The organism is Micromonospora yangpuensis (assembly GCF_900091615.1).
GTDB lineage: Bacteria > Actinomycetota > Actinomycetes > Mycobacteriales > Micromonosporaceae > Micromonospora > Micromonospora yangpuensis.
In genome coordinates this window covers 3,217,097-3,229,633 of record NZ_FMIA01000002.1, presented here as the reverse complement: position 1 = coordinate 3,229,633, position 12,537 = coordinate 3,217,097, and the positions used below count along the sequence as shown (strand labels likewise).

The window sequence follows — 12,537 nt, the reverse complement described above, 5'->3', positions numbered from 1 at the left end:
GCTGACCAGGTGCCCCACCGTATGCAAACCGGACGGATGAGTCCAGATCATGATCTCCAAGTGGCCACACGGCTGACCTCGGGCTGCCCGCACGGCCCCGTGGCCAGGCACGACGGTCTGCCGGTAGCGTGTGCTCCGCCCGACCGTCGCGCCCGAGGAGGACCCGGTGCCCCACCAGGACGAGCCCTCGGCGCTCGCGTACACCGCCCGGCGGGTCGCGCGGCACCTGCGCTGGGCCCGTACCGAGGGGGTGCGCCGGCTGGTGGCCGAGGACCGGCTCGACCCGGTCGAGCGGGCCCGCACGGCGTGGGCCAAGCGCCGCTGGCGACGCGCCAACCCGGTGCCGCCCGGCCAGGCGATCCCGGTGTACCTGGTCGGCCTGCAACGCTCCGGCACCAACATGCTCGCCCGGGGGCTGGACGCCGCGCCCTCGGTCGAGGTGCGCAACGAGAACGACCGCCAACTGTTCCACCGGTTCCAGTTGCGCTCCGACGCCGTGCTCGTCGATGTGCTGCGGCGCAGCCGGCACCGGTACGTCCTGGTCAAGCCGCTCTGCGAGACGCACCGGGTGGACCGGCTGCTGGACCTTCCGGGTCCGCGCGCCGGCCGGGCACTGTGGGCGTACCGGGACGTCGACGACCGGGCCCGTTCCGAGGTGGCCAAGTTCGGCGACGCCAACCTGCGGGCGTTGCGGGCCGTCGCCGACGGCACCATCGGCCAGCGGTGGCAGGGCCAGCGGCTGGACCACGCGACCCGGGAGCTGGTCGCCAACTTCGACTACGACCGGATGACCCCGCACACCGCCGCCGCCCTGTTCTGGTACGTGCGCAACTCGCTCTACTTCCGCCTCGGTCTGGTCGACCGGGCCGACGTGCTGCTCTGCTCGTACGACGCACTGCTGGCCGACCCGACCGGGCAGCTGCGCCGGCTCTGTGCCTTCCTCGACCTGCCGTACGACCCGGCGCTGCACGCGCACGTCACCCCGCGCCCGCCGCGCCGCTCGCCGCTGCCGATCGACGCGCGCGTGCGGGTCCTCTGTGCCGACCTGACCACCCGCCTGGACGCGGCGGCGGGATCCGACGCGACGACCGCACCGGCGGCGGGGGTGGACCATGGCTGACCTCGAACGGCGACCCGACGCCGAGCCCGGCGGGACCGGAGCCGACAGCGGGACCGAGCTCGGCGGCGGAACCGAGCCCGGAGCCGGCAGCGGGGCCGGTGGCGGGCCGGGGACGCCGACCCGGAACGGGCCGATCTTCCTGGTCGGCTGCCAGCGCTCCGGCACCACGATGCTGCGCCTGGTGCTCGACTCACACTCCCGGGTCAGCTGCGGCCCGGAGACCCGCTTCCTGACCGACATGCGACGCATCGTCGGCTCCGACTGGGAGCGGCTGGCCCGCTTCGGCTTCACCCGCGAGGACTGGCTGCGCCGGATCGCCGACTTCTTCGGCGGCATCCACGCCGACTACGCCCACAGCCGGGGCAAGACCCGCTGGGCGGACAAGACCCCGCTGTACGCGCTCTCCATCGACTTCCTGGCCGAGGTCTTCCCGGACGCGCAGTTCGTGCACGTCATCCGGGACGGCCGGGACGTGGTGGTGTCGCACCGCAAGCGGTTCGGCTACTGGTCGGCGGTGAAGTGCGTGGTCAAGTGGCCCCGCTACATCCACACCGCCCGCGCCGCCGGGGCCCGGCTGCCCGCCGAGCGCTACCTGGAGCTGCGCTACGAGGACACCGTCACCGATCCGGAGAAGGCCATGCGAGTGCTGTTCGAGTTCCTCGGCGAGCCCTGGGAGGCCGGGGTGCTGGACTACCAGGGCAAGCCGCACGACGTGGCCGGCAAGTACACAGTGGAGGCCGACCGTCGCCGGGCCGCGGCCCGTACCGACGCCGCGATCTACGGGTCCCGGGTCGGCACGTACCGGCGGGAGCTGGACCCGTTCCTGCGGGTGCTGGTCCGAATCTTCTCCGGCTCGACCCTGCGTGAGCTGGGGTACCGGTGAGGCGGCCGGGCCGGGCGCGGTCCCTGCTGCTCGGCGGGGTGCTGGCCCTGGCGCTGACCGCGACGGCCTGCTCGGCCGACCCCGCGCCGGAGCCCGCGCCGTCGCCGTCACCCGCGACGGACGCGCCGCCGACGGCCAGCCCCGGCCCGGCCCCGTCGGGGGCGCCGGTGGTGGGCAACCCGTTCGGCGCCCGCTGGGACTGGGCCCGCTACGAGCAGTTCACCCCGTACCTGAAGAAGCTGGCCGGCTCGGCGACGTACCACGAGATCAGCTGGTGCGCGATCGAGAAGACCGAGGGCAACCGGAACTTCACCGCGCTGGACCGGATCGCCGAACGCAGCCGGGACCTGGGCATCATGCTGCACATCAAGATCCGTACCGGGATGTGCTGGGCCACCGGTGGCAGCCCGCAGTTCCTGCGCGGACAGGCCAACAAGACCGAGTCGGCGATGCCCCAGGACATGGCGGCCTACCAGGGTTTCGTCACCGACGTGGTGAAGCGGTACGCCCCGTACGGGGTCCGCGAGTACGCCATCGAGAACGAGGTGAACGCACCGCAGTACTGGGCCGGCAGCCCGGCCGACTACAAGCGGCTGGTCGCCTCGGCCGCCGAGGCGATCCACGCCGCCGACCCGCAGGCCAAGGTGGTCGACTCCGGCATCAGCTCGGTGGGCTACGGCATGGGCGTCGCCGACCGGCTGCTCAAGGCCGGGCAGGACGACGCGGCGGTGACCGCGTACCGGACGTACTTCCAGCGCCGGATCGGCACCCGGGGGCAGAAGATCCCGGAGGTCAACGACCCGGCGGCGCTGCGCGCGGCCCTGGCCAACGACCAGAACTCGCGCAACATCGCCTACCTGAGCGCCACCGAGGAACTCCTCGACGAGGGTGTGGTGCAGATCCGGCAGCTGCACTACTACGAGCACTTCGCGGCGGTGCCGGCCCTGCTGGAGTACCTGCGCGCCGAGACCCCCGCCGGGGTGCCCACGCAGGCCTGGGAGGTCGGCCAGTTCTGGCGCGACGGTGACGGCGACGCCGCCTCGCGCAGCGACGAGATGGTCAAGACGGTGAGCCAACTGGTCGCCGGCGGCATCAACCAGGTGCTCTGGCTACCGCTGGCGTACCACCCGAACAACCGGGCCGGCGCCGAGGTCCGCTACGGACTGCTGGACCCCGACGGCACCGAACGGCTGGCCGGCACGATGATGGCCGAGTTGGCCGGCGCGGCCAAGGACGCCACCGTCGAGCCGGTCGCCACCAAGGGCCTGACCGGGGTGGCCTTCCGGCGCGGTGAGCAGAGCACCCTGGTGCTCTGGTCGGCCTCGGCCGACGCCGTGTCGGTGCCCGCGGCGCCCGGCCTGACCAGCGGAAAGCTCGGCACCGAGGCGGCTTCCGCCCGCTCCGGCGCGGTAAGCATCGGCACCTCCCCGGTGCTGCTGGCCGGCACCGGCGACCCGGCCACCATCCTCTCCGGCGTCCGCTGAGTCCCCTGACCCCCGACCCGCCGCCCGCCGGGCCGGCAGCTTCCCGGATGTGGTGGCCTGGACAGGCCAGCAAGGCCACCTGATCCACGATCCGGCGAGCCCCACCGGGGCGGCGCGGTGGGGGGTGGGTCACCAGGTCGACGGCCAGTTCAGCAGGGTGGCCAGGCGGGTGTTGTGGGGGGCGAAGTGGGCCGCCAGGTCGGCCCGTAGCTGCGGGGTGAGCTGGGAGGTGCCGTCGTCGGCGCGGCGGGTGTGCCGGGCGAAGGTGTCCGGGGTGAACGGCGACAGCTCCAGGAACCGCAGCACGTCGGCGTACGCGGCGGCCGGGTCGGCGTACAGGTCCTCGCTGCGGATCACGTGCAGCCGCTGCCGGGGCAGCTGGGCGTACCAGCGTTCCAGCTGCTCGGCGTAGCGGCCCCGGGCGGCGTACGAGAAGTTGCGCAGCGCGTGGTGGGCGGCCGGGGTGTCCGGGCCGTCGCGCAGCGCCCCGGCCAGCCGTTCGTCCTCGGCGGCGAGGGCGTCGGCGAAGCTCAACGGCTCCAGCCCGTACGAGCGGGTGTGCAGGTAGTGCGAGTAGGCGCGCTCCACGGGGTCGCGCAGCAGCGCGACGAAGCGCGCCCGGGGCAGCAACGCGGCCACCCGGGCCGGTACCCGTGGGTGGAAGAGGTAGTACGGGCTGGCCTCGAAGGTCTGCCGGCCGGCGGCCGGTGGCGGGAAGTGCGCCCGGTACCACCGCTCGCCCCGACCGTGGTGGACGCTGAAGTACTGCAGTTCCTTGCCGGTGGCGGCCCGCACGTCCGGGTGGGCGGCCAGGTAGTGGTGCAGCGAGGTGGTGCCGCAGCGCTGCCCGCCGATGATCAGGAAGTCGGGCAGCGCGCCGGTCGGGCCGGGCCAGGCGGCACGGGCGAAGGCGCGGGTGCCGCGCACCGCCCGACGCAGCCGGTCCACGCCGCCCCGGCGGGGCGCGGCGCTCACCGGGCCCCCGCCGACACCGGGGTGCCGGCCGCCGGGGGCCGGGGGCCGCCGCCGCGCCGACGCCTGAGCAGGGTACGCAGCACCATGGTGTCCTCCTGACTGAGCCCGAGGGCGACCACGACCGCCAGGTAGACCCCGACGATGGTGGTCAGCCCGACGCCGAGCCGCCACTGCCAGCCCGGCACCAGCCAGCTCACCAGCAGCCCGGCCAGCAGCGCCACGCCGGCGGCGGCCAGCCCCTTGGCCATGCCCACGGTGAACGGCAGCGCGCCGATCAGCCGGCGCACCTGGAACACCCGGGCGACGTTGACCACGATCAGCGAGACGCTCCAGGCCGTGGCCGCGCCGACGATGCCGTACGCGGGAATGAACAGGACGTTGAGCAGCATGTTGAGCACCAGCGCGGCCACGTTGTCGGCCATGTTGAGCGCCACCCGACCGGACATGTTCAGCACCGTGCCGCACGGGCCGGTGGCCGCGTTGACCAGGTGCCCGAGGGCCAGGATCACGGTCACCGCCGCACCGGTGGCGACCTCACCACCGAAGACCCGCAGCAGATCGCCGGGGAGGACCAGCAGCGCGACGAAGGCCGGCAACGACAGCCGGACCACCCAGCCGGTGGCCACCGCGTACACCCGCCGGACCTCGGTGAGCTGCTCCTGGTGGTACAGGTAGGCGATGTACGGGCCGAACGCGGCGTTGATCGGCGCGAGCACGAAGATCGCCACGGTGACCAGCCGGGTCGCCACGTTGTAGACGCCGATCTCGGGGTTGGCGAAGAACCCCAGCAGCAGGGTGTCGGCCCAGATCAGCCCGGTCGAGGACAGTGAGGAGGCCCAGCTGACGGTGGAGAAGCCGAACAGCTGCCGGGGGCGGTAGACCGGGCGGGCCGCCGGCACCCGCCGGACCAGCCGGGCCAGGGCGAGCAGCGCGAGCACCGCCGCGGACCAGCCGGCCACCACCAGCGCCCAGAACGCGCCGGTCAGGCCCACGCCGGCGACCAGGGCCAGGGCGGTCAACAGCAGCCGGGTACCCGGCTCGTAGAGCTGCCCGATGAAGGTGAACGGGCGCTGGGTCCGCCACCCCCGGGTGGCCGCCAGCGCCGCCTCGCAGATCGTGGTGGCGGGCAGCGTCAACGCCACCAGCCGTAACCCGGTGACCAGCTCGGGGTCGTTGAGCGCGCCGGCCAGCCAGGGCGCGCCGGCGGCCAGCGCGCCCGCCAGCGCCACCGAGGAGGTGACCGAGACGGCCAGCCCCAACCGGATGGTGCCGCGCAGCGCCGCCGAATCGGCGTCGGCCAGGTGCACCGCCACGAACCGGGTGAGTCCGGCCCGGAACCCGGAGAGCGACAGCAGCCCGGCCAGGGAGAGCACGGCGTAGCACTGGGCGTACCGGCCCACCTCGCGGATGCCCAGCACCCGGGCCAGCAACAGCATGATGACGAAGACCGCCACCTGGCTGAGCAGGGCACCGACCAGGTTCAGGCCGCCGCCGCGGGCCATCGACCGGACGTGCTGGTCACCGGCGGAGCCGGAATGGTCGGACACGCCAGCTACCTACCGGCGCCGCTGCTGGTCGGAGCGTCGGGCCGGGACCGCCGGCACGATGACGGTGTCGTCGTCGGCCCGCCGGGTCGACACCACCGGCGACACGACGGTGTCCTCGTCCACCGGCCCACTCGCGGCACCCCGGGCGCCCCCTGCCGGCCCGGTCACGGTGCCGCGGGTATCCGCTGCCGGCCCGGTCACGGTGCCGCGGTTGTCCGCCGCCGGGCCGGTCACGGTGCCGCGCGGGTACGGCACCGCCCGTCCGGTCGCCGGGGCCGGGCCGATCGCCGCCGGAGTGCCAGCCGCGGGGCCGTCGGCGACCGCGGCCCGAGCGGCCGTCGACCGGTTGCGGGACAACTGCTCCAACATCGCCACCAGCAGGACGGCCAGCAGCAGGCCGGCACCCGAGACCGGCAGCACCAGCCCGGTCACCGCACGGGTCCGGGAGACCGGTTGCACCTGGCCGGCGCTGACCACCTGGGCCGGATCGGCGGCCTGGGACTGGGCCCGGGCCTGCTGCAGACCCTGCCGGGCGTTGGCCAGCGCACCGCTGGCGGTGTCCCGCTGGGCCAGCAGCGCCTGGTAGTCGGGCAGCTTCGGGCCGAGCCCGTCCAGCCGCTTCTGCCCGGCGGTGATCGCCTCGCTGGCGGCGGCGGCACCCCGGCCGTTGCCGACGGCCTCCATCTGCAACCGTTGCTGCCGCAGGCTGGCGATCTCCTGCAGGGTCGCCTGGTAGAGCTTGTCCGGCTGGCTTACCTTGTTGGTCTTCTCCCACTCGTTGATCGCCTTGGTGGCGGTGGTCAGCTCGTCGGTGGCCGCCTTCACCTCGTCGGTGGCGATGGCGACCTGGCTGGTGAAGAGGAACGCCAGCGCCCGCTGGCCGGTCGCGGCCAGCACCGGGGCGACCGAGTCCCGGGCGGTGGCGGTGTAGGTGAGGGTGAGCTGGCTGCTCGCGCCCACCTGTTCGACCTTCAGCCCGGCACGCAGGATCCCCGCGTCGACCCCGGTGTCGGTGGACACCTGGTCGAGGACCTGCGGGGAGGTCACGGCCGCGGCGAAGGCCGCCGCGAACTGGTTGGCCGCCTGGGTGCCGGTGTACTGCTGGGCCGCGTTGCCGCCGACCAGCGCCGGGGCCGCCACGTAGGAGGTACCCGCGTACCGGTCGGGGCCGAGCAGCACGACCGACGCCGCCACCGCCGCGGCGACCAGCGGCAGTCCCAGCAGTATCCAGAGTCGACGCCGCGCGACCCGCAGATAGTCGACGATCTCCACCCTTGCGCTCCCCACTGTCTGGTAGATCATCCGATAATCCGTCCGGCCGGTACCGGCGGGGCCGGTGTCGGGCCCAGGTGCACCCCTCGGGCGATCGCGCTGGCCGCCGCCGCGAAGGCGACGTAGTACCAGAGCGTGACCACGTTCGAGATGACGTTGGAGGCCGCGCTGACCGCGACGAAGGCGACCGCGCAGCCGACGAAGCCGACCGCGATGCCCCGGCCGAGGGTGCCCGGTGGGGCCCGCCGCAGCGCGGTCAGCCCGGTGTGTACGCAGAGCGCCATCATCGCCAGGTAGGCCAGCAGACCGGCCAGCCCGGTCTCCACGTACGCGCGCAGGAAGTCGTTGTGCGGCTTCTTCGCCTCGTCGGCCTCGAACTTGGTCATGTTGGGCCCGATCCCGGTGACCGGGTTGCGGTTGGCCAACGAGACGATCTCCGACCAGTAGCCGACCCGCCAGGCCAGGGTGTTGCCGGTGGGTCCGCCACCGACGGCGGTGCTGTCGGCGAGCTGCCCGAACCGCTGCGTCACCGTCGGCAGCAGGGCGGTGGCGGTCACCGCGACCACGCAGAGCGCCAGCAGCAGGGCCCGGCTGCGGTGCAACACCGCCACCACGAGCAGGCCCAGCGCCGCGCCGAGGATGGCGCTGCGGGTGTTGGTCAGCAGCAGGAACACCAGCGACAGGGCGAGCAGCACGCCGAGGCCGAGCCGCAGCCGGCGGCTCAGGTAGCGGTGGATCCCGAACCCGAAGATCACCATGAACATCAGGTACCGGCCGAAGGTGGTGGACTGGCTGAACGGGCCGCTGATCCGGGTGAAGTCGCCCTTGACCTCGGCCGGCGGGCTGCCCAGCAGCGACATCAGCACGGTGTAGCCCAGCGCCAGCGCCAGCGAGGCGTACGCGGCGAGCAGCACCCGGCGCACCGCCGGCAGGTCCGGCATCAGCTGCTCCAGCACGACGAACATCACCACCACGGTGCCGATCCGCAGCGCCTCCAGGCCGCTGGGCACCGGCTGTGCCGCGCCGACCGCGCTCACCAGTGACGTCGCCCCGACCAGGAGCAGGGCCACGCCGAGTGGGGAGCCGCGCAACCGGCCCCGCTGGCGCAGTTGGGCGGCCAGCCAGAGCCCGGCGGCCAGCAGGAACAGCACGGCGAGGATGGTCGACAGGTCCAATGCGCGGGCCGACGGGCCCAGGTCGGCCCGGCCGGCGGTCGGGCCGCTGACCTTGAACAGGTCGACGCAGGAGCGCACCGCGAGCATCAGCAGCACGTACGCCGCGAAGCGGGTAAGCGCGAGCACCGCGACGATCAACCCGGTGGCGACCACCAGGGGCAGCAGCACACCTATCGGGTTGCCCTGCCCGGTCGCCAGCCCGGCCAGCACCGCCACCGCGGCGCAGAGCACGGCCGCGCCACCGGTCAGCAGCCACCCCACCGGATCCCGGCCCACCGCCCGGCCGGGCCGGCCAGAGCCCACCGCCGCGTCCGGCCGGCCAGAGCCCACCGCCGCGTCCGGCCGGCCGGAAGCCACCGCCGTGCCGTCGTGCCGTCCGTCCACTGATCGCCGACCACTCGCTCGTAGGGGTGCCTCGGGGCCGGTCACCCGCCGACCCACAGGTGCGGCTCGCGGCGCGGGACCGGAAGAACGGCCTAATCTATCGGCTGCCGCCGGGCGGGGACATGGGCCGTTGCGCCGGGCGTGGACGGCGTAACGGCCGGCCCGTCACCGGCGCTCTCCCCGTCGACCGGTGTGCGGTCGACGACGGAGGTCCCGGCCGCGACCGTACCCGTGCGCGGGTCCGTACCGTCGACCGGACCCGTGCGCGGGCCCGTGCCGGCCGGCCGTCGTGCGGCGAGGTCGAGGTAGAGGCGTTCCAGGTCGCGGGCGGCGCTGTCCCAGCTGTACTCGGCGAGCACCCGGTCACGCAGCGCCTTGGCGCCGGTGCGCTCCGCGGCCAGGTCGGCGGTGACCGTCTCCAGCGCCCGCAGCAGGTCGTCGCCGTCACCGTCGCGGAACAGCCGCCGGCCGGGCGCGTCGGCGCCCAGCACCTCCACGTGCGGCTCGATGTCACTGGCCACCACGGGCAGCCCGTAGGAGGCCGCCTCCAGCAGGGTCAGCGGCAGCCCCTCCAACCGGGACGGCTGGACGAAGGCCGCCGCGTGCGAGTACAGCTCGGCCAGTTCGTCGCCGTAGGCGAAACCGGTGAACACGATGCGGGGGTCGTCGCCGGCGGCCTGCCGCAGCCGGGTGACGTACTCGTCGGTGAAGGCCGACCCGCCGACCACGGCGAGCCGCAGCTCGGTCGGCAGCCGCCGGAACGTCCGGATCAGCAGGTCGGCGGCCTTCTCCGGGACCAGCCGACCGACCAGCAGCAGGTAGCCGCCGGGGGGCAGGCCGTGCCGGTCCAGTTCCCGGGGCGGCAGGTGCCGGGGGCTGGCGACCCCGTTGGGGATGTAGCGGGCGGGCCGGCCGAACCGGGACGCGTAGTGCGCGGCCAGCCCGCGCGACACGGTCACCCGGGCGTCCGGGACGTACCCGCTGAGCCGGTACGCGGTGCCGAGCACGGCGCGGGCCAGCCGCCCCCACTTGCCCCGCTGGTTGTCCAGGCCGTGCACGGTCAGCACCACCTTCGACCGGGAGGCGTACCGGGCCAGCGGCGCCACCAGCACCGGGCCGAGCCCGTGGTAGTGCACGATGTCGGGGCGTTCCCGCAGGGCCGCCACGGTGGAGGTGGCCGAGTGCACGATCGCGTCGAGGTGTTTGCTGGCCACGGTGCCGGCCCGGCGCAGTCGGATGCCCCGGTACCGCTGGTCGGGGACCTCGCCGTAGCTGTCCCGGCAGTAGACCGTGACCTGGTGGCCGAAGTCGGCCAGTCGACTCGCCATCTCCTCCACGTGCCGCTCGATGCCGCCGTAGGTGGCCGGCAGCCCCTTCTGGCCGATCATCGCCACCCGCAGCGGACGCCCCGGCGCCCCGGTCGCACCCGGTCCCACCGGGTCCGGGCCGACCTGACCGGCCGCGCTGGGCCGGGCCGGGCCGACCGGGCCGGTCGGTTCCGACGGGTCCGGGCCGAGTTGGCCGGCCGGTGTGGCGGCTCGGTCAGAAGATCGCACAGTTCTCCCTCGGATCGGGTCGGCCGATTGTCGTTGATCAGACACTCCCGCGCACGGGACGCTAGATCATCGACACCGCCCCTGACCAGGCCCGGACAGGTAACCGTCCCGGCACGTCCGGGCAGCCGGGCACCGAAAGAGCAGGCGGAACCGGCCGGGAGCCAACCACCGACCACCCTGCGACACGAGAAGTTCACCCTCGGTCAACCCGGTCCGACGCCTGTCGGTCACGGGGTGTCGGCCAGCACCAGCTCCCGCAGGTGCCGGTCGAGGGTGGCCGCGTCGATCCCGCCCGGCCAGCCACGCAGCAGGGCGCCGCCACCAGCGCCGGACCAGCGCTCGGCCGAACTCGGCAAGGTCGACGCCGTACTTGCCGTCAGTAATTAGTAACAGGGGTATAGTAGATCAATGCCCCTTTCAAGCATCGGGTCGGTGGATACGGCCGTCAGTCGGTGAAGCGCGAGGGTGGCGGTGAGGTGTCTACGGTCATCCAGAAGACCGCCGCGCGGGGCCGATCCGACCAGATGGGCGCGACCTGGGTCGATTGGTACGAAGACCTCGGCATCAGTGCGTTCAGCGGGACCGAGCGCCCCGGCTTCGATCGGCTGGTAGCCGATTGCCACTCCGGCCGCATCAATATGATCATCGTCTATTACATTTCCCGGCTGTCTCGCCTTGACCCCCTCGACGCCATCCCCGTCGTTACCGACCTGCTCAACCGGGGCGTGACCATCGTCAGCGTGGCCGAAGGCGAGTTCCGCCGGGGCAACCTAGTGGATCTAATCCACCTGATCATGAGGCTCGATCAGGCGCACGGAGAGTCGAAGACGAAGAGTATCAACGTAAAGGCCGCGAAGGCCCTTGCCCGCGACCTAGGCGGCTACGTCTCCGGCAAGGCCCCGTACGGCTTCGCACTAACCCCCGAGGTTCGACGCAGCCCCGACGGGCGACCGATCACGATTCAACTACTCATCCGCAATGACTTCGAGGTCGCGATCATCCGCCGTATGTTCGATTGGATGCTGTCTCCGACCTCGCCCGCGACCGTCGGCGGACTCGCCGCCGCCCTGAACGCGGCCAACGTCCCCACTCGGGGGCAGACCACCGGCAAACTCGCCGCCAACAGCGCGTGGCGTCCCCGCACGGTGAACCGCATCCTGCGTGACCCCCGGATCGCCGGCTACGCCGCCGAGGTGGTCTATTCCACCCGCAAGGACGGCCGGCAAGGGGCCAACGTGATCGGATACCGCCTCGTACGCGACGAGAGCGGCGAGCCAGTCCGCACTCACCCGGCGCTTGTCGACCCACACGAGTGGTACACGGTGCAAGCCATACTCGACGGCAAGCCGTCCCCCGTCGTCCCGTTGCGGCGCGACGTGGCCTCTCTGCTCGGCTCCCTCGGGGTGCTGCGCTGCGAGTGCGGATCGCTCATGAAGTCGCACCGAATCAATGATGTCGAGTACAAGTCGACGTACTTGTGCAACCGCGCCCCCGGCCGTCGGCTCCCCGGCACACACAGTGGCGGCTGCGCCATCGCCATGCTCGCGCTCGACGACTACATTGCCCGCCGAATCTTCGCCCTGATCGCCACCGCCGAATACGCCCCGGACACCCTCGACACGATCGCCGAGGCAACGCGCCGGTTCGGGGTCGCCTCGGCGGACCCGGCTGTAGCCGCCCAGCGCGGGGCCATCGCGGGCGAGCTGGACGACGCCGAGCGCACCCTCACCGAGCTGTATGACGACCGGGCGGCGGGCGGATACTCCGGCACGATCGGGAAGCGCCGTTTCCTGGACTCCGAACGGTCGCTGTCCGGCCGGATCGATCTACTGACCGCCCAGCTCGCCGAGATCGACAACGCCGCGTCGCCCACTCTCCCTATCGGCGAGTGGCTCGGCGAGCCTGGGTCGGACCCGCTCGGGCCGGGGTCGTGGTGGGCCGGCGCGTCGCTGGCCGAGCGGCGAACCCTGGTCGCGACGTTCGTCGGCTCAATCACCGTGCGGAAGTCGGCGACACGCGGCGGCCGAGGGTCGGCCGAATCGCGCGTCTCGATCGAGTGGGCGCGACCGGCCGAAGACGTGTAATCGGGGCCCGCCGTACCGCCCGCAGCACGCGGACTGTTCGTACGCACTTGTTCTGGC

At 73.1% G+C, this 12,537-nt stretch carries 10 protein-coding genes; 4 read left to right on the top strand and 6 right to left on the bottom strand.

The features are described 5' to 3' along the window. The first annotated feature begins 166 nt into the window (after positions 1 to 166). The 3 genes from GA0070617_RS30575 to GA0070617_RS14655 are packed head-to-tail and all read left to right on the top strand — an operon-like array spanning position 167 to position 3,487. Positions 167 to 1,120, top strand: coding sequence for a sulfotransferase family protein (locus GA0070617_RS30575; protein ID WP_175440541.1), 954 nt, complete (start codon positions 167 to 169; stop codon positions 1,118 to 1,120). Continuing rightward, positions 1,113 to 2,003 (top strand): sulfotransferase family protein, encoded by an 891-nt coding sequence (locus GA0070617_RS14660; RefSeq protein WP_091437781.1) that lies wholly within the window; start codon positions 1,113 to 1,115, stop codon positions 2,001 to 2,003. Before GA0070617_RS30575 ends, GA0070617_RS14660 begins: the two co-directional genes overlap by 8 nt. After that, positions 2,000 to 3,487 carry a hypothetical protein gene (locus tag GA0070617_RS14655; protein WP_091437777.1) on the top strand — a complete coding sequence of 496 codons (1,488 nt, stop codon included), beginning with the start codon at positions 2,000 to 2,002 and terminating at the stop codon, positions 3,485 to 3,487. Before GA0070617_RS14660 ends, GA0070617_RS14655 begins: the two co-directional genes overlap by 4 nt. A gap of 129 nt (positions 3,488 to 3,616) precedes the next feature. On the opposite strand, the gene GA0070617_RS30570 is transcribed toward GA0070617_RS14655, so the two are convergent. The 6 genes from GA0070617_RS30570 to GA0070617_RS32040 all read right to left on the bottom strand — a co-directional run bounded on the left by GA0070617_RS30570 (position 3,617) and on the right by GA0070617_RS32040 (position 10,752). After that, positions 3,617 to 4,462, bottom strand: coding sequence for a sulfotransferase family protein (locus GA0070617_RS30570; protein WP_175440540.1), 846 nt, complete (start codon positions 4,460 to 4,462; stop codon positions 3,617 to 3,619). Continuing rightward, the gene (locus GA0070617_RS14645) at positions 4,459 to 6,009 is read right to left on the bottom strand and encodes a flippase (RefSeq protein ID WP_091437769.1); all 1,551 of its coding nucleotides are present in this window, start codon (positions 6,007 to 6,009) and stop codon (positions 4,459 to 4,461) included. The genes GA0070617_RS30570 and GA0070617_RS14645 overlap by 4 nt, the downstream gene beginning before the upstream one ends. 9 nt (positions 6,010 to 6,018) lie before the next feature. Continuing rightward, positions 6,019 to 7,311, bottom strand: coding sequence for a GumC domain-containing protein (locus tag GA0070617_RS14640; protein WP_091437766.1), 1,293 nt, complete (start codon positions 7,309 to 7,311; stop codon positions 6,019 to 6,021). Beyond that, positions 7,308 to 8,840: an O-antigen ligase family protein gene (locus tag GA0070617_RS14635; RefSeq protein ID WP_091437764.1), complete on the bottom strand. Its 1,533-nt coding sequence runs from the start codon at positions 8,838 to 8,840 to the stop codon at positions 7,308 to 7,310. The genes GA0070617_RS14640 and GA0070617_RS14635 overlap by 4 nt, the downstream gene beginning before the upstream one ends. A gap of 92 nt (positions 8,841 to 8,932) precedes the next feature. Continuing rightward, positions 8,933 to 10,396 carry a glycosyltransferase family 4 protein gene (locus GA0070617_RS14630; protein ID WP_091437761.1) on the bottom strand — a complete coding sequence of 488 codons (1,464 nt, stop codon included), beginning with the start codon at positions 10,394 to 10,396 and terminating at the stop codon, positions 8,933 to 8,935. A gap of 227 nt (positions 10,397 to 10,623) precedes the next feature. Beyond that, positions 10,624 to 10,752, bottom strand: coding sequence for a hypothetical protein (locus GA0070617_RS32040; protein WP_268239695.1), 129 nt, complete (start codon positions 10,750 to 10,752; stop codon positions 10,624 to 10,626). A 48-nt stretch (positions 10,753 to 10,800) separates the two neighbouring features. Here GA0070617_RS32040 and GA0070617_RS14625 point away from each other — a divergent pair, with 48 nt between their 5' ends. Then, complete coding sequence (locus GA0070617_RS14625; protein ID WP_268239696.1) at positions 10,801 to 12,480, top strand: recombinase family protein; 1,680 nt, start codon at positions 10,801 to 10,803, stop codon at positions 12,478 to 12,480. Positions 12,481 to 12,537 lie beyond the last annotated feature (57 nt).